Raw genomic sequence first — 19,823 nt, 5'->3', positions numbered from 1 at the left:
TAATTGTATAAGCTTCCAACGAACAAACGCTCCAAAATTATGGTATGATACTTTCATCAGGTTTTACAGAAAGGACGATGAAAGGAATGGCAGAACATCATTTTCATTTGCAGGCAAATTGGCCAGGACTTCGTAATGATATTGGCACAATTGAAAGCGGCAATTTAAAAACACAAATTTCTATTCCAAAGGAAATGGATGGTCCAGGTGTCGGGACAAATCCTGATGAAATGCTGCTCGGTGCAGCGGCTACTTGCTTTATAATTACATTGGCAGCAATGATGGAAAGAAGCAAATTAGATAAAAATAGCTTAACATTGGCATCGGAAGCGATTGTAGATGTGACAAACGGTGTCTTTACATATAAAGAAATCATCCATCGTCCAAATATAGTTCTTCCAGCTGGATCTTCAAGCAAAGAGGTGGAGCTTGCAAAAAGGCTCGCGGAAAAGGCAGAGGCATCTTGCATGATTACAAGAGCAATTAAAGGCAATGTTAAGGTTAGCCTTGAAGAGACGATTACAATCGAAGATTAATGGAAAGGTGGTTTCTTGCCATGAGAAAACAAAACAGACCTGCAAAAAAGGATAACACAGATAAGCCTGTAACACTTGGAGATATGCTGAATGAACAGCTTGCCAAACAGCTTAAGGATAAGAAGCAGGAGCTGAAAGCTGCAGAAGAAGAAAAACTTAAAGTCGAAGAAGAAAGAAAAAAAGAAGAGCGCAGGCAGCGTGATAAAAACAAAAGCTTTGAAGAACTTTTGAACGAGACCCCTATGAATTGGAAAGAATACAAATAAAAAAAGCAGGCTAAAATCCTGCTTTTTTTTGTTTACTCTTATCGGTGATCCTTATAGAAGGAAGCTTTTGATACGGCTTGAATGACTTTTTGTTCGTCCTGAGTTAAGGCAATGCTGTTAACAGCTCTGGCGTTTTCCTGCAGCTGTTCCACACTGCTAGCCCCAGCAATAACAGTAGCAACTGCCGGATTGGAAAGATTGTATTGGACAGCTGCTTCCAAAATAGAGCGTTTGCCTTCAAAGCGTGCCTGTAAACCTTCCAGTGTGGAGCGGAGCTCTTCTTCACTGTAGTCTAAATAGCCTTTTGCCGTAAGCTTTTTTAGGTAATTATCACTCAGCAAGCCCTTTGCTACTGGACCGCGCGTGACAACACTGATTCCGCTGTCATGAAGAAGTGGCAAGGCTTCCTCTTCTGGACGCCTGTCCAATATGCTGTATTGCATCATAACTGAAACAATATTAGAACGCTTTACATATTCTCTAATAACGTTTGGGCGGATGGAAGAAATGCCGTAATAACGGATATAACCTTCTGCTTTTAGCTCTTCGAATGCCTCAATCGTCTCCTCAATAGGATCATCGAGCGTTCCGCCGTGAAGCTGGTACAAGTCGATATAATCTGTATCAAGGCGTTTCAAGCTTTGTTTGGCCGCTTCTTTTATATAAGCCTTACTGGCATCCCACGTCCAGCCTTCTTTGTTTTCCTGCCACTTGTTGCCAGCTTTAGAAGCAATAATAACATTCTCTCGGTTTTGCTTAAAGAATTTACCTAAGATTTGTTCATTCTGTCCGAAATCATATAAATCGGCTGTGTCAAAATAATTAACGCCTGCTTCCAGTGCTGCTTCAAGGATAGGGAAGGCTGTTTTTTCGTCTGTCCCAAGACTCATGCAGCCTAGTCCGAGAGCAGAAACATGTAAATCAGATTGTCCTAAACGATTTTTCTTCATAAGCACACCTCTCTCACTAGTATTTCCATCTTTATTTTAACGAAAAGGAGGAGAAGAAGACAAAAAAAGTGGCTTAAAGTTTGTCTTCTTTTTTCTGCAGTGTTTTTTCGCCCTTTATCCAATCCTTAATATAAACATAGTCTTTACGGTAGTTTTTAAGCATATGCCGGACTTGCCATGCCTTTCCAGTCAGTATAATGGCTTTTTCCTGTTTATAAATCTTCAAAGACATCCTCCGTTTCCTTCCCTTTTGCACAGGGAAATAAGTATAATGAAATATATGAAAAATGGAATTGCTTAGAACAGGAGTGAAGGACAAATGGAAAATTTAGAAGAAAAGACAATCAGCACAGAGAAGATTTTTAACGGGAGAATTATTTCCTTACAAGTGGATGAGGTAATGCTTCCGAATGGCAGTACTTCCAAAAGAGAGATTATTAAGCATCCTGGAGCTGTTGCAGTTATAGCGATAACAGAAGAAGGGAAGCTTGTGGTGGTGGAGCAATACAGGAAAGCCTTGGAAAAAGCGATTGTGGAAATTCCGGCAGGCAAGCTTGAAAAGGATGAGGACCCAGCTCTTTGTGCAAGAAGGGAATTAGAGGAAGAAACCGGCTATGGATGTAAGGAAATGAAGCTTATCAGCTCCTTTTATACTTCCCCTGGCTTTGCTGATGAAATTGTCCATGTATACTTGGCGAGCGGTCTTTATAAAATAGAAAATGCGGCAGAACTAGATGAAGATGAATTCGTCAACTTGATGGAAATTACAATGGAGGAAGCACAAAGCTTAATAACGGAGCAAAAAATTTTTGATGCCAAAACAATGTATGCCGTCCAGTACTGGCAGCTTCTAGGAAAATAAGGTGATTTAATGATTCGCATATTTGCAGATTTACATATCCATATCGGCAGAACAGCAAGCGGTAAGGCAGTAAAAATCACAGGATCTCGTACATTGACGCTTTTGAATATTATCGAATATGCCAGTTTTCAAAAGGGGCTTGATATGATTGGAATTATCGATTGCCATTCGCCAGAAATACTAATGGAAATGGATGAATACATCGCAAAAGGCAGAATGGTTCAAAAGACAGGCGGGGGACTGGAGATGGATGGAATAACCATTATTCCTGGTTCTGAGCTTGAAATATATGATGATTCTTGTAAAGGGCCTATCCATGTGCTCTGTTATATGCCGACATTGACGGCTATGAAGGAATTCTCATCATGGCTTTCTAAATACATGAAAAACATTCAATTAAGCTCACAGCGCATCTATGTGACAGGCAAAGAACTGCAAAAAATGGTAAAGAGTCTTGGCGGTTTGTTTATTCCTGCACATATCTTTACACCATATAAAAGTTTGTACGGAAGCGGCGTAAAAGCATCCCTTTCAGAAGTTTTTGATCCAGATTTGATTGATGCTGTAGAACTGGGCCTAAGCTCGAATACTATGATGGCAGATCAGATCAAGGAGCTACACAGCTATACGTATATCACCAATTCAGATGCCCATTCTCTGGCAAAAATTGCCCGAGAGTATCAAATTTTAGAGGTAGAGGAAGCATCCTTCACAGAGCTGGAGAAAGCATTGCAGGGTGTCGATGGCCGGCAAGTCGCAGAAAACTATGGAATGGATCCTTTGTTAGGCAAATATCATAATACAGTTTGTTTAAAATGCCACAAGCCATTAGGAGAAGAGGAAGAGGTATGCTCAAGCTGCGGGCATAAAAACGGAAAAAAAGGGGTGGCTGCAAGGATAAAAGAGCTTGCCACTGCTGGTGATAAGCCGTCAAGGCCGCCCTATATTCATCAAGTTCCACTGGAGTTTATTCCAGGTTTAGGGAAAAAAACACTTGAGAAGCTGCTTCATTATTTTTCGACGGAAATGCAAATTATTCACGAAGCACCGTATGAGCAGCTTGCTGAAATACTTCCGACTCAGGTGGCCGAATATATCCAAGCTGCAAGAGCTGGCAAGCTGTCGCTCACTGTTGGCGGCGGCGGCAGGTATGGGCGTGTTTCTAATAAAAATGACGAATAAAAAACGAGAAGAAATGGCGGATTGGCCGTTTCTTTTCGTTTTTTGTCATGAGTTAAGTCAAAGCAAACACACAAGTATCTCTAAGGGTACTTCCGTCTGCGCTCATACAATCCTTCCTTTGAATTCCTTCCAGCGTAAATCCGAGCTTTTCAGGGATGTTCCTACTTTTTGTATTGAGAGGGTCACAGCGAATCTCAATTCGATTTGCTTTTAGAACATCTTTCGCAAATTGGACCAATCCCTTCGTGCTTTCCGTAATATAGCCACATCCAGCAAATCTTGAATCACACCAGTAGCCGATTTCAAAAATGCGAGCATCCCAATTAATTTTGTGAAGGCCAGTTGATCCAATAAATGTGTCTGTCTCTTTCAAGAAGATATGCAAGCGAATGTCTTCTCGTAAAATAAATTTAGCATACGACCTTCTAATATTCTCTTCTATTTCTTCGTATGTTTGCTGTTTGTGGGCAAAAGGGAGCCAATCTTGCAGCTCTTGCAAGGAATGCTGGATGCTGTCCAAAACTAGTTTTCCGTCACCTGGTAGGCATGGCCTTAAATACAGTCTGTCTGTTTCTATTCTAGGAGGAAAATCAAGGAGGATTGGTTTCATAAGCGCTCGCCCCTTCTATTGGTTTCTTTTAGTATACGTGCTGCCATCTATAATTTACAGATACTTTTGGTAGAAAAATACTAGATTTGCTAGTCATATACTGCTGAATCTTTTCATAGAATGAACTAACAGATTGGCACAGAGGAGAGGTAGCAATGAAAAAAAATAAGTACCAGAACATTCTAGCAAATCATTTTCGGGAGCATTCCTCCATCTATTTATTTATTGCGGTGTTGTTTTTGATGGGTGTCATATTTGGAGCAATTGTCGTGAACAGTTTAACATTGAGCCAAAAGGAAGATTTATTCTATTATCTGTCACAGTTTTTCAGCCAAATTTCTAATGGCAAGGTTGCTGACAGCAAGGATTTATTTATTCAAAGCTTTTCTCATAACAGTAAATTCATCGGCTTGATGTGGCTCTTGGGTATTTCTATCATCGGTTTGCCGGTTATTCTCATTTTATTGTTCATTAAAGGGATGGTTGTTGGATTTACAGTCGGATTTTTAGTAAACCAGATGGGCTGGAACGGCTTCTTGCTTTCTTTTGTGTCTGTTTTGCCTCAAAATATTATCATTATCCCGATTTTTATCATCTCTGCAACCTTGTCTGTTTCGTTTTCATTTAAGATGATTAGACAGCAATTTATGAAAAAAATGGGAGAGCCGATGCTGCCGTTATTTGGAAGATATATGTTTCTGCTGTTTGCTGCTATGATATTCCTTGCTGCTGCCGCTGGAGTGGAGGCCTATATTTCACCAGGACTTATGAAATCGATTATTAATATGGTAGAATCATTTATAGGGTTCATCCCGAAAGTGTAAGTAAATTATAATTATTTTAATTAACAAATAATTATTGATTCTTATTTATAATAATTTTTATTAGGATTCTATTCCTTCTTCTGTTATAATGATATGGACAGTGGCTAGGGAGGGACTTTCGGAATGGAAAGTAGAATAGATAGAATAAAAAAGCTGTTGCATTCTTCGAGCTATAAATTAACTCCTCAAAGGGAAGCAACAGTGAGGGTTTTGCTAGAGAATGAAGAAGACCACTTAAGTGCAGAAGATGTTTACCTCCTTGTAAAAGAGAAATCTCCCGAGATTGGATTAGCGACAGTTTACCGGACATTAGAGCTGCTGACTGAGCTGAAAATAGTCGACAAGATAAATTTCGGTGACGGTGTTTCTAGATATGACTTGCGACAAGAAGGTGCAGCTCACTTTCACCATCATTTAGTATGCATAGAATGTGGAGCTGTTGATGAAATTCAAGAGGATTTATTAGGGGATGTTGAAAAAGTGGTTGAACGTGACTGGAACTTTAAAATAAAAGATCACCGTTTAACCTTTCATGGAATATGTCATCGCTGTATTGAAAAAAGTGCAGATTAATCAAAGAATGAGAAACCTTTTTCATATGGAGAAGGTTTTTTGCATTGTTTAGTAGTTTTAGGTCCTATTACAGGTATATTTACTCCGTAAACTGGCATAGCTTTTAGTATGACACTAGTTTGGAGGAGTAATAATGCTGCAATGGTCTAAAGTAGTTTTTCGGACAGCAAAGGTTTTTTTGCTGTTTGTAGGATGCACAGTTCTTTTTTATTATGCGCTTATATGGTTTAATGAAGAATATCAGGATTTTCATCGTTATGATGAACCATCTGGAGCTGCTGTGAAAGTGAGTGGTGATGGAAAGGCAGAGGAATTTTCCTGGAAGGAACGAATATTTCTTTTTTACTTAAATGGGGAGTAATGACTAATGGAAGAACAGCTAAAGGACTTTATGCATTTTTTATTGGTGGAGAAGGGTCTGGCAAAAAACACTCTAGTTTCGTATGAACGGGATTTGAAATCCTACAGTAAGTACATGAAAGAAGTAGAGATGGTTGGCCTTACCGATATTCAGCGTGCACATATTGTTCGGTTTTTGGGGTTTTTGAAAGATAACGGAAAATCTTCTAAAACAATTGCCAGACACATAGCTTCTATCAGAGCGTTTCACCAATTCCTTTTTCGGGACAGGGTGACCGAAGAGGATCCGACCGTACATATTGAATCGCCGCAAGGAGAAAGGTCATTGCCTAAGGTGCTGTCTATGAAAGAGGTAGAGGCGTTGCTTGAATTTCCGAATAAGCTGGATCATTTTGGAAAAAGAGACAAGGCTATGCTGGAGCTTTTATATGCAACAGGAATACGGGTGAGTGAGCTGATTCAGTTGAATATGGATGATGTCCATTTAATGATGGGCTTCGTTCGGTGTATCGGTAAAGGGAATAAGGAGCGAATCATTCCAATCGGGGGTGCCGCCACAAGGGCGCTTACAGAATACCTTGAAGAAGGAAGACCTGCTTTTATAAGCAAAAAAGAAGTAGGAGATGCCCTGTTTCTAAACCATCACGGCAGAAGACTGTCACGGCAAGGCTTCTGGAAAATCTTAAAACGACTCGGCAAAGAAGCGGAGATTAATAAGGAGATAACTCCCCATACCCTAAGGCATTCTTTTGCGACACATCTGCTTGAGAATGGGGCAGATTTGCGGGCAGTTCAAGAAATGCTTGGACATGCTGACATCTCTACAACACAAATTTATACACATGTTACAAAAACAAGATTAAAAGACGTTTATAGTCAATATCATCCAAGAGCATAGGGGCAGCCCTTTCACCTTTTTTCATACAATGGTGGAAGGACTGGCCCTAAAATTATTTTTATGCAAATAGATGTCAGACTTCTGACAATATGCTATAATTTTTTAGGTTAAAGATACATACTAAAGGGTAAAATAGGATGATTAATTCATATATAGGAGGTAATTAAATGTCCACATATCCATTTAAAAGGGTATTCCTAATTGTGATGGATTCAGTCGGAATTGGTGAAGCTCCTGATGCTGAAAAATTCGGCGATTTAGGTGCCCATACTTTTGGTCATATAGCTGAAAAGATGAATGGTCTCCATATGCCAAATATGGGGAAACTTGGCTTGAGCAACATCGAAGAAATTAAAGGTATTGATAAAGCAGACAAGCCGATGGCTCATTATACGAAAATGCAGGAAGCATCAAACGGCAAGGATACAATGACTGGTCACTGGGAAATCATGGGCCTGCGTATTGACACACCGTTTCGTGTTTTCCCGGAAGGATTCCCGGATGAGCTGTTAAATGAATTAAAAGCAAAAACAGGCAGAGAAATTATCGGCAATAAACCTGCCAGCGGTACGGAAATTTTAGATGAGCTTGGCGAAGAGCATATGAAAACAGGTGCCTTGATTGTCTATACATCAGCTGATTCTGTCCTGCAAATTGCAGCACATGAAGAAGTTGTACCATTAAAGGAGCTTTACGAGATTTGTGAAATTGCAAGAGAATTGACACTTGATGAGAAGTATATGGTAGGCAGAATTATTGCAAGACCGTTTGTAGGTGAACCAGGCAGCTTTAAAAGAACAGCAAACCGCCATGATTATGCGTTGAAGCCGTTTGAAAGAACAGTAATGAACGAACTGAAAGACAGCGGTTTTGACAGCATTGCTATCGGTAAAATCTCTGATATATATGATGGCGAAGGTGTTACTAAGTCACTAAGAACCGTATCGAATATGGATGGGATGGATAAGCTGCTTGAAACTTTACATATGGACTTTACGGGATTAAGCTTCTTAAATCTTGTCGATTTTGATGCTCTTTACGGACATAGACGTGATCCAATCGGCTATGGCAAGGCGCTTGAGGAATATGATGCAAGGCTTTCAGAAGTGCTGCCGCACTTAAACGAGGATGATTTGCTGATTATCACAGCAGACCACGGAAATGATCCTGTCCATCATGGAACTGACCATACGAGAGAGTATGTGCCGCTGTTAGTATACAACAAAAAAATCAGTGCAGGACAACAGCTTCCGTTAAGAGAAACGTTCGCGGACATTGGCGCAACGATTGCAGAAAACTTTAATGTCTCTATGCCAAAAAACGGAAAGAGCTTTTTAAAAGAGTTAATATAAGGAGCAGTGAACATGGATTATACTAAAATTAAACAATCAGCAGACTTTTTGAAGGGAAAATATTCCGCTGTGCCAAAAATTGGCCTCATCTTAGGCTCAGGACTTGGTGTTCTAGCTGAAGAAATCGAAAATGCTGTAAAAATTCCGTACGAGCAAATTCCAGAATTCCCAGTTTCAACAGTAGAAGGCCATGCTGGTCAGCTTGTATTTGGAACAATTGGCGGTGTGGAAGTTGTTGCAATGCAAGGGAGATTCCATTATTACGAAGGGTACACTTTTGAAAAAGTGACATTCCCAGTTCGTGTTATGAAAGAATTAGGTGTCGAAAACTTAATCGTAACAAATGCAGCAGGCGGTGTGAATGAATCATACGCTCCTGGAGACTTAATGCTTATTTCAGATCATATTAATAATATGGGAACAAACCCGCTTATCGGCCCAAATGATTCTGCCCTAGGCGTTAGATTCCCTGATATGTCTGAAGCATATTGCAAAAATTTACGTTCAACAGCTAAAGAAATCGCTGCAAGCATCGGCTTAAAGGTACAAGAAGGCGTATATGTCGGTAACACAGGTCCATCGTATGAAACACCGGCAGAGGTTAGAATGCTTAGAGTTCTTGGCGGAGATGCAGTCGGTATGTCAACAGTTCCAGAGGTAATTGTTGCTAGACATGCTGGACTTAAAGTCCTTGGAATCTCTTGTATTTCCAACATGGCAGCAGGTATTCTTGACCAGCCGTTGAATCATGAAGAAGTAATTGAAACGACAGAAAAAGTTAAAGCAGACTTCCTTAAATATGTGAAAGAATTGGTTACAAAAATCGGCGAATAGTAGATAAGGGGATTCTCACTATGAAAATGCGAATGGTTGATTTAATTGAGAAAAAACGTGATGGACGCGAATTGACGGAAGAGGAAATTTCTTTCATTATCAACGGCTATACAGATGGTACAATACCTGATTATCAAATCAGTGCATTTACAATGGCAGTGTTTTTTCAAGGCATGACCGAGAAGGAACGAGCTGATTTAACAATGGCAATGGTTCATTCCGGTGATGTAATCGACCTGTCGGCAATTGAAGGAATCAAAGTTGACAAACATTCTACTGGCGGTGTCGGCGATACGACGACACTTGTACTCGGCCCGCTCGTTGCGGCTGTAGGCGTTCCTGTTGCGAAAATGAGCGGCAGGGGTCTTGGCCATACTGGCGGAACGATTGATAAATTAGAAGCAGTAAAAGGTTTCCATGTGGAAATCGATAAAGAAGAATTTATTAAACTAGTAAATAAAAATAAGGTTGCTGTCATTGGTCAAAGCGGCAATCTGACTCCTGCTGATAAGAAATTGTATGCTTTAAGAGATGTTACGGCAACAGTAAACAGTATTCCTCTTATTGCAAGCAGCATAATGAGCAAAAAAATCGCTGCCGGTGCTGACGCGATTTGTCTTGATGTTAAAACAGGGGCAGGAGCTTTTATGAAGTCATTGGATGACTCAAGGGAACTTGCAGAAGCAATGGTTCGAATCGGCAATAATGTCGGCCGCAAGACGATGGCAATTATTTCTGACATGAGCCAGCCGCTTGGATTTGCCATCGGTAATGCTTTAGAAGTGAAGGAAGCAATCGATACATTAAAGGGTCAAGGACCAGCAGACTTAACAGAGCTTTGTCTCACTCTAGGCTCTCAGATGGTGTATTTAGCGGAGAAGGCTGAAAATATTGAAACAGCAAGAGAAATGCTCGAGGATGCAATTAAGAGCGGCAAAGCCTTGGAAACGTTCAAGCTGTTTTTAGAATCACAAGGCGGCGATTCAAGTGTTGTGGATGAGCCTGAGCGTCTTCCACAAGCACAATACAAGCTTGAGCTACCTGCAAAGGAGTCCGGCTATGTGGCAGAAATCACGGCTGATAGTATCGGAACAGCAGCGATGATTCTAGGTGCTGGCAGAGCGACGAAGGAGTCAGAAATTGACTTAGCTGTTGGATTGGTTCTAAACAAGAAAATCGGTGACAAGGTGGAAGCAGGCGAATCCCTTGTGACGATTTATAGTAATACAGACAATGTCGATGATGTTAAACAAAGATTATATGAGCATATTAAAGTGACAGATCAAAAAGTAGATGCTCCTGAATTAATTTATGAAGTAATTTCAGGCTAAATAAAGCAGGAAGGAAGGTCGAGGCGAACTCGATCTTCTTTTATAGCAAACTAATTAGACGGATATCTAATTAGTTTGCTATAATGACATTAATTACTTGAGGAGGGTGCTGCTTGTGAATATAGAGTTGACGAAAGTAAAAGTGAAAAAAGGTAAATCTGCAGTCGTGGATAAATGGATGGCGCTTCTAAATAAGGAAATGGACAAGGTGCTGCTGACGTTGGAAGATGAAAAAATGTATGTGGAAACAATCTTTCGGGAGGTTACAGGCGGTGAGGAATTTCTTTATTGGTACTCAATCCAAGGTGAAGGGGGAGCTTTGTTAGCGGAATCCAAACATGAAATAGATAACCTTCATATTGCCTATTGGGAGGAATGTATAGACAAGGAATATGAGCCAGTACATATGAAAAATGAGGTTGTCATGATACAGAATAAAGTGATGGATGTTCTTCAATAAAAATGTTTTCGTCAGATTTCCTGACTGATTAGTGGCACGAATTAAAAAGATGGGTTATGCTTTTAAAATACAGAATATTCATTCTTCTTTTTGCAACTAATTGATTAGGAGGCTTTATATGAGTAAAACAGATGTAGTAGAGTGGCTGAACGAACATGAACAATTCTTTACAGACATGGCGAAGGATATATGGGAACATCCGCAGCTTGCTTATGAGGAAACGCATGCTGTCGGGCTGCAAATAGCAGCACTGCAAAATGCCGGGTTTACGGTTACAAAAAATGCAGGAGGCTCAGAAACGGCTTTTATTGCAGAGTTTGGTAGCGGCAGTCCAGTCATCGGCATATTAGGAGAATATGATGCATTGCCAGGTCTTTCTCAAACCGTATCGCCAGTTCGGGAGGAAATAGTTGCAAACGGTCCAGGCCATGGCTGCGGACACAATCTATTAGGGACAGCAGGGGTGGCAGCAGTTATTGCCTTAAAAGAGAAAATGGCAGAGGAAAGCCTCACTGGAACGATTCGTTATTATGGCTGTCCGGCCGAAGAGGTTCTGTCAGGCAAGACCTTTATGGCAAGAGAAGGTGTATTTGATGATTTAGATTGTGCCCTTACTTGGCACCCAGGTACTGCTAATATGACGTCAAACTTTAGCATGCAAGCAATGGTGTCAATTAAATTCCATTTCAGCGGAATTGCAGCACATGCTGCAGGAGCTCCTCATGCCGGCAGAAGTGCACTTGATGCCGTGGAAATCATGAATATTGGCAGCAATTATTTGCGAGAACATATCCTCGATGGCTCGAGAATACATTATGTCATTACTAATGGAGGTCTTGCTCCTAATGTTGTTCCAGATGCTAGCACCGTGTGGTATTATATCCGGGCTGCCACAAAGGAACAAGTGGACGAATTGCTTGAAAGGGTAAAAAAATGTGCCGAGGGAGCGGCCATAATGACAGAAACGACAGTTCGTTCTGAAATTCTTGCTTTCGCCTATGAAACATTGCCCAACGATACATTAAACGGGCTGATGCTGAAAAATATGGAGGAAAACCCGTTATTCTTTACAGAAGAGGAAAAACAATTTGCAAGTGAAGTTATCGCTTCCATTGACCCAAGTATCGTTGCTACATCTAAACAGCGCATTGCAGCATTCACAGATGATCTCCTTCCAACAGTCAATATTGACGATCAAAGAATGAAAGGTGTATCAATCGGCGGTTCAACAGATGTCGGCGATGTAAGCTGGATCACCCCTGTAGGACAAGTGATGACAACTTGTGCACCGGTAGGAGTTCAAGCGCATTCCTGGCAAGCAACGGCTTGTTATGGCAGCTCTATCGGCTTTAAAGGAATGCATTTAGCTGCCAAAACAATGGCTTTAACACTTTATGATTTGTTGGAAGATCATTCTTTAATAGACGAAGCTAAACAAGAGTTTGCAAAAACATCGGCTGTGAAACTTTATGAGCCTGGAATACCGGCAGATGTAATGCCGCCAAATCAAGTGAGACAGCTTATCCACGAATAATTGCATACAAAAAGGGAAGCGTTAAAATTAGCTTCCCTTTTTTTCTTATTGCTTTGTTAATATCTCAGGCCCATTTGCTGTGATTGCGAGCGTATGCTCATATTGAGCTGAGAGACTGCCGTCTACTGTTCTTGCAGTCCAGCCATCTAAATCAACCTTCGCATGATACATTCCGGTATTTAACATTGGTTCTATCGTGATAACCATGCCTTCTTTCAGCCTTCTACCCAAATTTGGAGGACCAAAATGAGGAATTTGCGGCTCTTCATGCATGTCTCTGCCAATCGCATGGCCGACAAAGTCGCGAACAACGGCATAGCCTTTTGACTCTGCAAAGGTTTGAATGGCATGGGAAATGTCGCCGACCCTGTTTCCTACAACTGCTTGCTCTATCCCTTTATACAGGGCCTCTTCTGTCGTTTTCAGCAAGTTTTGCGCTTCCTCCGAAATCGTTCCGACCGCATAGGACCAGGCAGAATCGGCAAGCCATCCGTCTAAATTCACCACCATATCTATTGTAACGATATCGCCATTTTTCAAAGCAGTCTTGTTTGGAAATCCGTGGCAAATAACATCGTTGACAGATGCGCATGTCGCAAAAGGATAACCGTGATATCCCTTCTGCTCAGGTGTTGCTCCTCTTTTTGTGATATATTCTTCTGCAAATCTATCAATCTCAAGTGTTGTAATGCCAGGTTTAATTAACTTGCGGATTTCCTTATGGCAATCTGCAAGGATTTCCCCGGCTTTCTTCATCTTTTCGATTTGCTCCTTTGTTTTTATTTGAATCAAAATTTCTCCTCCTTTATTTCGAAAAAACCACTAAGTTAATACAGCTTATTTCTATAGCCGAACTATTTATATAACAGTCTAAAAATAGCTTAAATGCATGATTGTGTCAAGGATACTCACTCCTCGTGCGCACAGTAGTCTTCCTAAGAAAAATATTTATAGCTGACTGTATAAAAAAAACATGATTGGAAAAAATGGGACAGTATATAGAATGGAGGGTCTTTGAGATGAAACGCATCGCAACAATCTTTTTAACCATGTTACTATTTGCATCTATGTTGGCACCAAGCACACTTGCTGCAGAGAAAAGTAGTGAATTGGTGGACAATGTTAAATCAGCTATTTTGATTGACAGAGACACTGGGACAGTACTATATGAGAAAAACAGCAATGAAGAGCTGCCGCCGGCAAGTATGACAAAAATAATGACTATGCTTTTAATCATGGAAGCACTCGATCAAGGTAAACTCAAAATAGACGAGAAAATCAGGACGAGTGAACATGCAGCTTCAATGGGCGGCTCCCAAATCTTCTTGGAGCCTGGAGAAGAAATGACAACAGAGGAAATGCTTAAAGGCATTGCAATCGGGTCTGGGAATGATGCAGCAGTGGCAGTAGCCGAAAGACTTGCTGGCTCAGAAGAAGCATTTGTAGAAATGATGAACAAAAAAGCGAGCAGTTTAGGATTGAAGAATACAGCATTCAAGAATGTCACAGGCCTCCCGGTCGATGAGCATTACAGCACAGCACATGATATGGCTATCATGGCGAAGGAATTATTGAAATATGAGGATATCACTAAATTTACAGGTACATATGAGGCGTACTTGCGAGAAGACTCTGACAAGAAGTTCTGGCTTGTAAATACTAATCGTCTTGTTAAGTTTTATCCTGGAGTAGACGGCTTGAAAACGGGATTCACGAAAGAAGCAAAATACTGCCTGACAGCAACTGCCCAAAAGAATGGAATGCGTGTGATTGCTGTTGTTTTTGGTGCGCCTACATCAAAAGAGCGGAATGCACAAGTAACAAAAATGCTTGATTATGCATTTAGCCAATACGAAACGCATCCAGTCTATAAGAGGAATGAGCTTATCGGCAAAGTAAATGTAAGCAAAGGGGACCAAAAACAGGCATCAGCTGTTACAAGCGAACCAATCTCTCTATTGACGAAAAAGGGAGAAAAGGTTGATGACGTAGAGAAAAAAATCGTCATGAACAAAAACTTAAAAGCCCCAATTGCAAAGGGTCAGGAAATCGGCAAGGTCCAATTTGTGAAAGATGGCAAGACAATCGTGGAAAGTCCGCTCGTATCGCAAACAGAAATTAAAGAAGCAGGCTGGTGGACACTGTTTAAACGAACTGCCGGTATGTTTACAAAAACGCAATAAGCTTGCTAAAACTGTCAGCATTCCTCTTTTTTTAGCGAATCAACACTAGTTTTGTCTTGCTTGAAGGAAATGCGGGATTAAAGGTAGAATTGACTCACTAACCTAAAAAGAGGAGGCTATGGATAGTGAGTCTTAATATTGAGCTGGAAACAAAAAACAATGTTCTTTGTATTCGTTTAGCAGGGGAATTAGATCATCACTACGCAGAAGAGCTGCGCACAAAAGCGACTGATGCGATAGAGAGCAGAAATATTCGCCATATTGTTTTAAACTTAGAGCATTTATCATTTATGGATAGTTCAGGCTTAGGAGTAATCTTAGGCAGATATAAACAAATAAAGCAGCTAGGCGGAGAAATGGTGATTTGCGCAATCTCCCCGAGTGTACAACGGTTGTTTGATATGTCTGGCATGTTTAAGATAATGAAGCTGGAAACAAATGAACAATTTGCACTTGAAAGATTGGGGGTTGCATAAATGAGAAATGAAATGCATTTGCAATTCAGCGCACAAAGCCAAAACGAATCCTTCGCAAGGGTAACTGTCGCTGCTTTTATTACACAGCTTGATCCAACGATGGATGAGTTGACAGAAATCAAAACAGTCGTATCAGAAGCGGTCACAAACTGTATTATTCATGGTTATGAAAATGACCCTGACGGGATTGTCTACATTTCAGTCATTATGGAAGATTCCTTTATCGATTTGACCATTCGTGATGATGGAAGAGGAATTATGGATGTAGAAGAAGCAAGACAGCCGTTATTTACGACAAAGCCTGAATTGGAAAGATCCGGAATGGGATTCACCATCATGGAAAATTTTATGGACGAAATTGAAGTGCATTCTAGCCCAGAAAATGGAACTGAGATCCGCCTGCGCAAGCATTTAATAAAGAGCAAAATGCTAAGCAATTAAGGAGAATCGCTTATGGATGTGGAGGTAAAAAAGGAGAAAGAAACGTATTTAAAAGACCATGAAGTGAAGGAGCTTATCAAAAGAAGCCAAGATGGCGATCAGTCAGCTAGAGACACAATAGTCCAGAAGAATATGCGACTTGTATGGTCAGTCGTGCAAAGGTTTTTGAACAGAGGCTACGATCCGGATGACTTATTTCAGATCGGTTGTATCGGATTGCTTAAATCAGTAGATAAATTTGATTTAAGCTATGATGTGAAGTTCTCGACCTATGCAGTCCCGATGATCATTGGCGAAATTCAGCGCTTTATCCGTGATGACGGAACCGTGAAAGTGAGCCGCTCCTTAAAGGAACTGAGCAATAAAATCAGGAAAGCAAAAGATGAACTCTCCAAGCAGTACGGCCGTACACCAACTGTTGGAGAGATTTCAGAGCATCTTGATATTCCGCCGGAAGATATTGTCTTAGCACAAGAGGCCGCCAGAACACCGTCCTCTATCCATGAGACAGTATATGAAAACGACGGCGATCCTATTACCCTTCTAGACCAGATAGATGATGGCAATGAGGGCAAATGGTTTGATAAAATCGCCCTGCAAGAGGCGATTAGGGAACTCGACGAAAGAGAAAGGCTGATTGTGTATTTGCGCTATTACAAAGATCAGACACAATCTGAAGTTGCAACCCGGCTTGGAATATCCCAAGTCCAAGTATCACGCCTTGAGAAAAAAATATTGCTACAAATGAAAGAGCAGATGGATATTTAATATCCATCTGCTCTTTTTATATGGAAATATTACCAAAAAAATTATCATTATAAATTGCCCACATTAAGCAAATACTACCATCATCGTAAAAACATTAGATGATTGGATGTGTTGATGAATGGCTGAGACAGTCTATATTCGGATGAGAAATCGTATCGAAAAAAGATTGAATGAAGATGTGCTGCTGAAGGATTTAGCCCAAGTAATAGCTGTTGATAGCTTAATGGAACAATTGAATAATTTGGTAATCTATTCTATTTCAGAAAGTGACCGTAACATCATCATCATCGACAGCACAAGGGTAATTAAGGCAATACGCAGCTTCAATCTAAACTTGGAGATACAGATTATCGGTCCTGCACAAACCATCATTGAAGTCATCCTCAAAAAAAAAGAAGTGTCTATACCGCTGTTCCTTTTGGTTTGGCTGCTCCTTTTTATTGGCTCTGCCTTGACTATTATGAATTTTCATGAAGACGTCAGCATGCAGGCAGTCCACCAAAAGCTGTATAAAATCATTACAGGAAAAGAGGTAGAAAAGCCTCTCATCTTCCAAATTCCCTATAGTCTAGGTTTAGGCTTAGGAATGATCATTTTTTTCAACCATGTATTCAAAAAGCGTTTTAATGAGGAACCAAGCCCCCTGGAAGTAGAAGTTTTCTCTTATCAGCAAGCTTTGGACCAATATGTCATCATGCATGAAAATAAAGAAAGCATGAAAAAATTAGATGATCATTAAAATACTTGCTGTCCTTTTTATTGGGGGAGCTTGGGGAATAACAGTCGGAGCCGGTTATGTTGCTTTTTTAACCGTCTTTGGGATTATTCCGAGATTGACGCAGCTGACGAAAACAGGAAGCAAGATATATTCCTATGAATGGTCTGTCGTCTGCGGTGCAGTCTGCGGTACATTCGTCTTTTTGAGAGAACCAGCCTTCTCATTACCAGCCATTCTGTTAACAGTAATGGGTCTAGCCGGTGGAATCTATATAGGTATGATTGCTGCAGCACTTACAGAAGTATTAAATGTTTTTCCTCTTCTCGCAAAAAGGGTAAGCCTCGATGATCGGCTGCTCGTATTGATGATGGCACTTGTCTTTGGTAAAATCTTTGGCTCCTTATTTCACTGGATGTATTTTGCACCGTAGATTCTAGCAAAGTGTCAAAGAAAGGAATTTGCAGATGGGTACAAAAAGAAAAATTATTTTAATAACAGATGGAGACGAATATGCAAAACGAGCAGTTGAAATGGTGGCAAAAGAAGTGGGAGGCCGCTGCATTTCTACGTCATTTGGAAATCCCTCCACCCATAGTGGACCGGAGATTTTAAATCTCATAAAAAAAGCCAAAAATGATCCCGTATTAGTGATGTTTGATGATAGTGGCTATGTGGGTGAGGGGGCAGGCGAGACAGCTTTGAAATACATAGCAGCACACAAGGATGTGGAAGTGCTTGGGGTAATTGCTGTTGCAAGCAGAACGAGAAGAGAGGAATGGACAAGGATTGATGTGGCAATCGACCAAGATGGCAATCTGACTCCTTACGGTGTAGATAAGCTTGGCATTCCAGAGTATGAGATAGGAAGAATGAGCGGTGATACTGTCTACAGTCTCGATAGTCTCGACTTGCCTTTAGTTGTCGGCATCGGTGATATAGGCAAAATGGGCAAAAGAGATTCCTATGAAAAAGGTGCACCAATAACACGAATTGCAGTGGAATATATTTTAGAAAGAAGTGGATTTTATGAGCAAGGAAACACATGATATGGAGACTATTTTTAGAAGGCTCTGCGATGTAGAAAAGTACATGACCGACAGGGTAGGCTTAGGTGTCAGCTTTGACCTTGGAGTGAGAAAAATCAGTGTTCTCCATCATGAGGTAAATGTGTACTATGTGAACGGACTCGTTGACAGTGCCATCATTTCTCAGCTTTTAGAACAGCTATTATTTTTAAATGATGAAGAACGTGTACATCAATCAGATGACTTTTTTAAAATTATTGAAAACCAGCTTGTGCACCACCAAGTAAAGCCCCTGGAAAAAATGGATGAGCTTGTAGACCAAGTGCTGTCTGGTTTAGTTGTTGCAGTCATGGAAGGCTATGAAAAAGGTATTGCCATCGATGTAAGAAGCTATCCTGGCAGAACTCCGCAGGAACCGGATACAGAAAAGGTTATCCGCGGTTCTCGTGATGGTTTTGTCGAGAATATTATCGTAAATACGGCAATTACAAGAAGACGAATACGTGATGAGCGGCTCCGTTTTGAGATTATGAAGGTCGGAGAACGGTCAAAAACTGATGTGGCAATTGGTTATATTAAAGATATTGCTGATCCAGATCTAGTTGCAATCATTAAAAAGGAGCTAGAGCAAATAAATGTTGATGGCATCTCGATGGCAGACAAGACAATTGAGGAGTTTTTGCTAAAGCAAGGTTACAATCCATATCCTCTAGTCCGCTACACAGAAAGAGCAGATGTCACAGCCAATCATTTGCTAGAAGGCCATGTTGTCATATATGTTGATACATCACCGAGTGTTATTATTACACCTGCTACGTTCTTTCATCATTTGCAGCATGCTGAGGAATATCGACAAGCTCCAATGGTCGGCACATTTGTGCGCTGGGTTCGCTTTTTAGGTGTTATCGCTTCCTTGTTTTTCTTGCCATTGTGGTTCCTTGTTACACTTGAGCCGTCTTTGCTGCCGGAAAACCTGGCCTTTATCGGACCGACAGAGCGTACCCACTTGCCGATTATTGTTCAGTTATTTATTGCTGACTTCGGTTTAGAATTCTTAAGGATTGCAGCCATTCATACACCGACACCGCTGTCGACCGCAATGGGCTTAATTGCGGCCGTTATGATTGGGCAAATCGCCATTGATGTTGGTTTGTTTGTACCAGAAGTTATTCTTTATGTGTCAGTGGCAGCAATCGGGAATTTTGCGACTCCAAGTTATGAATTAGGGATTGCCAATAAGCTCGTACGCTTTGTTCTCTTAATATTAGTCGCTATATTCCATACTCCAGGTTTTGTTGTCGGCTGTACTTTGTATGTTCTGTTTTTAGCAAGCTTGCGCACATTGAATGTTCCATATCTATGGCCTTTCATTCCGTTTTATCCAAAGGCGCTACTTAATATTCTTATCAGAAGAACAGTTCCTAGTAGTAAATTAAGACCAAGCCATGCACATGCTCAAGACCGTAATAAATAGAAATATCCAATAAAAAGAGGATTGAGAAATGGGTTTATTTATGATACATTTGTTTAATCAAGTAGGCTGTTAAATAATTGGACATAAAAAGGCAGACAGTTCGAAAGGGGAACTGTCTGCTTGTTTCTTATTTTTTCATCTTAGCCTTTCATATCAATCTTAGGGA

25 protein-coding genes are annotated in these 19,823 nt (G+C 40.6%); 21 read left to right on the top strand and 4 right to left on the bottom strand.

Annotated features, from left to right (window positions below; translation table 11 throughout):
* Nucleotides 1-86 precede the first annotated feature (86 nt).
* Together L8T27_RS12865 and L8T27_RS12860 are read left to right on the top strand one after the other, a co-directional pair.
* Nucleotides 87-536, top strand: coding sequence for an OsmC family protein (locus L8T27_RS12865; RefSeq protein ID WP_233313256.1), 450 nt, complete (start codon nucleotides 87-89; stop codon nucleotides 534-536).
* 20 nt (nucleotides 537-556) lie between these two features.
* A complete protein-coding gene (locus tag L8T27_RS12860; RefSeq protein ID WP_233313257.1) occupies nucleotides 557-802 on the top strand; it encodes a YqkE family protein in 246 nt (81 codons plus the stop codon).
* A gap of 38 nt (nucleotides 803-840) precedes the next feature.
* On the opposite strand, the gene L8T27_RS12855 is transcribed toward L8T27_RS12860, so the two are convergent.
* Together L8T27_RS12855 and mciZ are read right to left on the bottom strand one after the other, a co-directional pair.
* Nucleotides 841-1,752, bottom strand: a complete 912-nt coding sequence (locus L8T27_RS12855) for an aldo/keto reductase (RefSeq protein WP_233313258.1) — start codon at nucleotides 1,750-1,752, stop codon at nucleotides 841-843.
* Between the two features lie 73 nt (nucleotides 1,753-1,825).
* Nucleotides 1,826-1,978, bottom strand: coding sequence for a Z-ring formation inhibitor MciZ (gene mciZ, locus L8T27_RS12850; RefSeq protein WP_233313259.1), 153 nt, complete (start codon nucleotides 1,976-1,978; stop codon nucleotides 1,826-1,828).
* A gap of 93 nt (nucleotides 1,979-2,071) precedes the next feature.
* Here mciZ and L8T27_RS12845 point away from each other — a divergent pair, with 93 nt between their 5' ends.
* Nucleotides 2,072-2,614, top strand: a complete 543-nt coding sequence (locus L8T27_RS12845) for an NUDIX hydrolase (protein ID WP_233313260.1) — start codon at nucleotides 2,072-2,074, stop codon at nucleotides 2,612-2,614.
* Between the two features lie 9 nt (nucleotides 2,615-2,623).
* A complete protein-coding gene (locus tag L8T27_RS12840; RefSeq protein WP_237941680.1) occupies nucleotides 2,624-3,796 on the top strand; it encodes an endonuclease Q family protein in 1,173 nt (390 codons plus the stop codon).
* Nucleotides 3,797-3,848: 52 nt separating this feature from the next.
* Here L8T27_RS12840 and L8T27_RS12835 read toward each other — a convergent pair whose 3' ends face one another.
* Entirely contained in the window at nucleotides 3,849-4,406 is a 558-nt protein-coding gene (locus L8T27_RS12835) for a GNAT family N-acetyltransferase (RefSeq protein ID WP_237941679.1), read from the bottom strand.
* A gap of 155 nt (nucleotides 4,407-4,561) precedes the next feature.
* On the opposite strand from L8T27_RS12835, the gene spoIIM reads away from it, so the two are divergent.
* From spoIIM to L8T27_RS12790, 9 genes are all read left to right on the top strand, one after another.
* Nucleotides 4,562-5,230: a stage II sporulation protein M gene (gene spoIIM, locus L8T27_RS12830; RefSeq protein WP_233313264.1), complete on the top strand. Its 669-nt coding sequence runs from the start codon at nucleotides 4,562-4,564 to the stop codon at nucleotides 5,228-5,230.
* A gap of 123 nt (nucleotides 5,231-5,353) precedes the next feature.
* Nucleotides 5,354-5,803 (top strand): ferric iron uptake transcriptional regulator, encoded by a 450-nt coding sequence (gene fur / locus L8T27_RS12825; RefSeq protein ID WP_233313267.1) that lies wholly within the window; start codon nucleotides 5,354-5,356, stop codon nucleotides 5,801-5,803.
* 133 nt (nucleotides 5,804-5,936) lie between these two features.
* The gene (locus tag L8T27_RS12820; protein WP_237941678.1) at nucleotides 5,937-6,164 is read left to right on the top strand and encodes a YqzK family protein; all 228 of its coding nucleotides are present in this window, start codon (nucleotides 5,937-5,939) and stop codon (nucleotides 6,162-6,164) included.
* A 6-nt stretch (nucleotides 6,165-6,170) separates the two neighbouring features.
* The gene (xerD, locus tag L8T27_RS12815) at nucleotides 6,171-7,061 is read left to right on the top strand and encodes a site-specific tyrosine recombinase XerD (RefSeq protein ID WP_233313270.1); all 891 of its coding nucleotides are present in this window, start codon (nucleotides 6,171-6,173) and stop codon (nucleotides 7,059-7,061) included.
* A 167-nt stretch (nucleotides 7,062-7,228) separates the two neighbouring features.
* On the top strand, nucleotides 7,229-8,413 hold the full coding sequence (deoB, locus tag L8T27_RS12810) for a phosphopentomutase (protein WP_233313272.1): 1,185 nt from the start codon (nucleotides 7,229-7,231) through the stop codon (nucleotides 8,411-8,413).
* Nucleotides 8,414-8,425: 12 nt separating this feature from the next.
* Complete coding sequence (locus L8T27_RS12805; RefSeq protein ID WP_233313274.1) at nucleotides 8,426-9,247, top strand: purine-nucleoside phosphorylase; 822 nt, start codon at nucleotides 8,426-8,428, stop codon at nucleotides 9,245-9,247.
* Between the two features lie 26 nt (nucleotides 9,248-9,273).
* Nucleotides 9,274-10,578: a pyrimidine-nucleoside phosphorylase gene (locus tag L8T27_RS12800; RefSeq protein WP_233314717.1), complete on the top strand. Its 1,305-nt coding sequence runs from the start codon at nucleotides 9,274-9,276 to the stop codon at nucleotides 10,576-10,578.
* 115 nt (nucleotides 10,579-10,693) lie between these two features.
* Nucleotides 10,694-11,038 carry a DUF6176 family protein gene (locus tag L8T27_RS12795; RefSeq protein WP_233313279.1) on the top strand — a complete coding sequence of 115 codons (345 nt, stop codon included), beginning with the start codon at nucleotides 10,694-10,696 and terminating at the stop codon, nucleotides 11,036-11,038.
* Nucleotides 11,039-11,156: 118 nt separating this feature from the next.
* Nucleotides 11,157-12,572, top strand: a complete 1,416-nt coding sequence (locus tag L8T27_RS12790) for an amidohydrolase (RefSeq protein WP_237941677.1) — start codon at nucleotides 11,157-11,159, stop codon at nucleotides 12,570-12,572.
* A gap of 45 nt (nucleotides 12,573-12,617) precedes the next feature.
* On the opposite strand, the gene map is transcribed toward L8T27_RS12790, so the two are convergent.
* Nucleotides 12,618-13,364, bottom strand: coding sequence for a type I methionyl aminopeptidase (gene map / locus L8T27_RS12785; RefSeq protein ID WP_233313282.1), 747 nt, complete (start codon nucleotides 13,362-13,364; stop codon nucleotides 12,618-12,620).
* A 227-nt stretch (nucleotides 13,365-13,591) separates the two neighbouring features.
* On the opposite strand from map, the gene L8T27_RS12780 reads away from it, so the two are divergent.
* The 8 genes from L8T27_RS12780 (at nucleotide 13,592) to L8T27_RS12745 (ending at nucleotide 19,657) form a co-directional block, all read left to right on the top strand.
* Nucleotides 13,592-14,755 carry a D-alanyl-D-alanine carboxypeptidase family protein gene (locus L8T27_RS12780; protein WP_237941676.1) on the top strand — a complete coding sequence of 388 codons (1,164 nt, stop codon included), beginning with the start codon at nucleotides 13,592-13,594 and terminating at the stop codon, nucleotides 14,753-14,755.
* Nucleotides 14,756-14,880: 125 nt separating this feature from the next.
* Nucleotides 14,881-15,231, top strand: coding sequence for an anti-sigma F factor antagonist (spoIIAA, locus tag L8T27_RS12775; RefSeq protein WP_233313286.1), 351 nt, complete (start codon nucleotides 14,881-14,883; stop codon nucleotides 15,229-15,231).
* Entirely contained in the window at nucleotides 15,232-15,672 is a 441-nt protein-coding gene (spoIIAB, locus tag L8T27_RS12770) for an anti-sigma F factor (protein ID WP_233313288.1), read from the top strand.
* 12 nt (nucleotides 15,673-15,684) lie between these two features.
* The gene (gene sigF / locus L8T27_RS12765; protein WP_233313290.1) at nucleotides 15,685-16,440 is read left to right on the top strand and encodes an RNA polymerase sporulation sigma factor SigF; all 756 of its coding nucleotides are present in this window, start codon (nucleotides 15,685-15,687) and stop codon (nucleotides 16,438-16,440) included.
* 118 nt (nucleotides 16,441-16,558) lie between these two features.
* Complete coding sequence (locus tag L8T27_RS12760; protein WP_237941675.1) at nucleotides 16,559-17,179, top strand: stage V sporulation protein AA; 621 nt, start codon at nucleotides 16,559-16,561, stop codon at nucleotides 17,177-17,179.
* Entirely contained in the window at nucleotides 17,169-17,588 is a 420-nt protein-coding gene (locus L8T27_RS12755) for a stage V sporulation protein AB (RefSeq protein ID WP_233313293.1), read from the top strand. Before L8T27_RS12760 ends, L8T27_RS12755 begins: the two co-directional genes overlap by 11 nt.
* A 34-nt stretch (nucleotides 17,589-17,622) precedes the next feature.
* Nucleotides 17,623-18,204, top strand: a complete 582-nt coding sequence (spoVAEA, locus tag L8T27_RS12750) for a stage V sporulation protein SpoVABEA (RefSeq protein ID WP_233313295.1) — start codon at nucleotides 17,623-17,625, stop codon at nucleotides 18,202-18,204.
* Nucleotides 18,185-19,657: a spore germination protein gene (locus tag L8T27_RS12745; protein WP_282581399.1), complete on the top strand. Its 1,473-nt coding sequence runs from the start codon at nucleotides 18,185-18,187 to the stop codon at nucleotides 19,655-19,657. Before spoVAEA ends, L8T27_RS12745 begins: the two co-directional genes overlap by 20 nt.
* Nucleotides 19,658-19,823: the final 166 nt, after the last annotated feature.

It is taken from the genome of Niallia sp. Man26, assembly GCF_022049065.2.
In the GTDB taxonomy this organism is placed as follows: domain Bacteria; phylum Bacillota; class Bacilli; order Bacillales; family Cytobacillaceae; genus Niallia.
Note: the sequence above shows the minus strand (reverse complement) of the source record. Positions and strands in the feature narration are given on the sequence as shown.

Bases quoted from the DNA above. Each gene is read 5' to 3' on its own strand.
- fur (WP_233313267.1), top strand. From the start codon at position 5,354: ATGGAAAGTAGAATAGATAGAATAAAAAAGCTGTTGCATTCTTCGAGC.
- L8T27_RS12860 (WP_233313257.1), top strand. From the start codon at position 557: ATGAGAAAACAAAACAGACCTGCAAAAAAGGATAACACAGATAAGCCT.
- L8T27_RS12760 (WP_237941675.1), top strand. From the start codon at position 16,559: ATGGCTGAGACAGTCTATATTCGGATGAGAAATCGTATCGAAAAAAGA.
- spoIIAB (WP_233313288.1), top strand. From the start codon at position 15,232: ATGAGAAATGAAATGCATTTGCAATTCAGCGCACAAAGCCAAAACGAA.
- L8T27_RS12780 (WP_237941676.1), top strand. From the start codon at position 13,592: ATGAAACGCATCGCAACAATCTTTTTAACCATGTTACTATTTGCATCT.
- sigF (WP_233313290.1), top strand. From the start codon at position 15,685: ATGGATGTGGAGGTAAAAAAGGAGAAAGAAACGTATTTAAAAGACCAT.
- L8T27_RS12835 (WP_237941679.1), bottom strand. From the start codon at position 4,406: ATGAAACCAATCCTCCTTGATTTTCCTCCTAGAATAGAAACAGACAGA.
- spoVAEA (WP_233313295.1), top strand. From the start codon at position 17,623: ATGGGTACAAAAAGAAAAATTATTTTAATAACAGATGGAGACGAATAT.
- L8T27_RS12800 (WP_233314717.1), top strand. From the start codon at position 9,274: ATGCGAATGGTTGATTTAATTGAGAAAAAACGTGATGGACGCGAATTG.
- L8T27_RS12840 (WP_237941680.1), top strand. From the start codon at position 2,624: ATGATTCGCATATTTGCAGATTTACATATCCATATCGGCAGAACAGCA.
- deoB (WP_233313272.1), top strand. From the start codon at position 7,229: ATGTCCACATATCCATTTAAAAGGGTATTCCTAATTGTGATGGATTCA.
- L8T27_RS12790 (WP_237941677.1), top strand. From the start codon at position 11,157: ATGAGTAAAACAGATGTAGTAGAGTGGCTGAACGAACATGAACAATTC.
- L8T27_RS12745 (WP_282581399.1), top strand. From the start codon at position 18,185: ATGAGCAAGGAAACACATGATATGGAGACTATTTTTAGAAGGCTCTGC.
- L8T27_RS12845 (WP_233313260.1), top strand. From the start codon at position 2,072: ATGGAAAATTTAGAAGAAAAGACAATCAGCACAGAGAAGATTTTTAAC.
- spoIIM (WP_233313264.1), top strand. From the start codon at position 4,562: ATGAAAAAAAATAAGTACCAGAACATTCTAGCAAATCATTTTCGGGAG.
- L8T27_RS12865 (WP_233313256.1), top strand. From the start codon at position 87: ATGGCAGAACATCATTTTCATTTGCAGGCAAATTGGCCAGGACTTCGT.
- L8T27_RS12805 (WP_233313274.1), top strand. From the start codon at position 8,426: ATGGATTATACTAAAATTAAACAATCAGCAGACTTTTTGAAGGGAAAA.
- xerD (WP_233313270.1), top strand. From the start codon at position 6,171: ATGGAAGAACAGCTAAAGGACTTTATGCATTTTTTATTGGTGGAGAAG.
- L8T27_RS12755 (WP_233313293.1), top strand. From the start codon at position 17,169: ATGATCATTAAAATACTTGCTGTCCTTTTTATTGGGGGAGCTTGGGGA.
- L8T27_RS12820 (WP_237941678.1), top strand. From the start codon at position 5,937: ATGCTGCAATGGTCTAAAGTAGTTTTTCGGACAGCAAAGGTTTTTTTG.
- L8T27_RS12855 (WP_233313258.1), bottom strand. From the start codon at position 1,752: ATGAAGAAAAATCGTTTAGGACAATCTGATTTACATGTTTCTGCTCTC.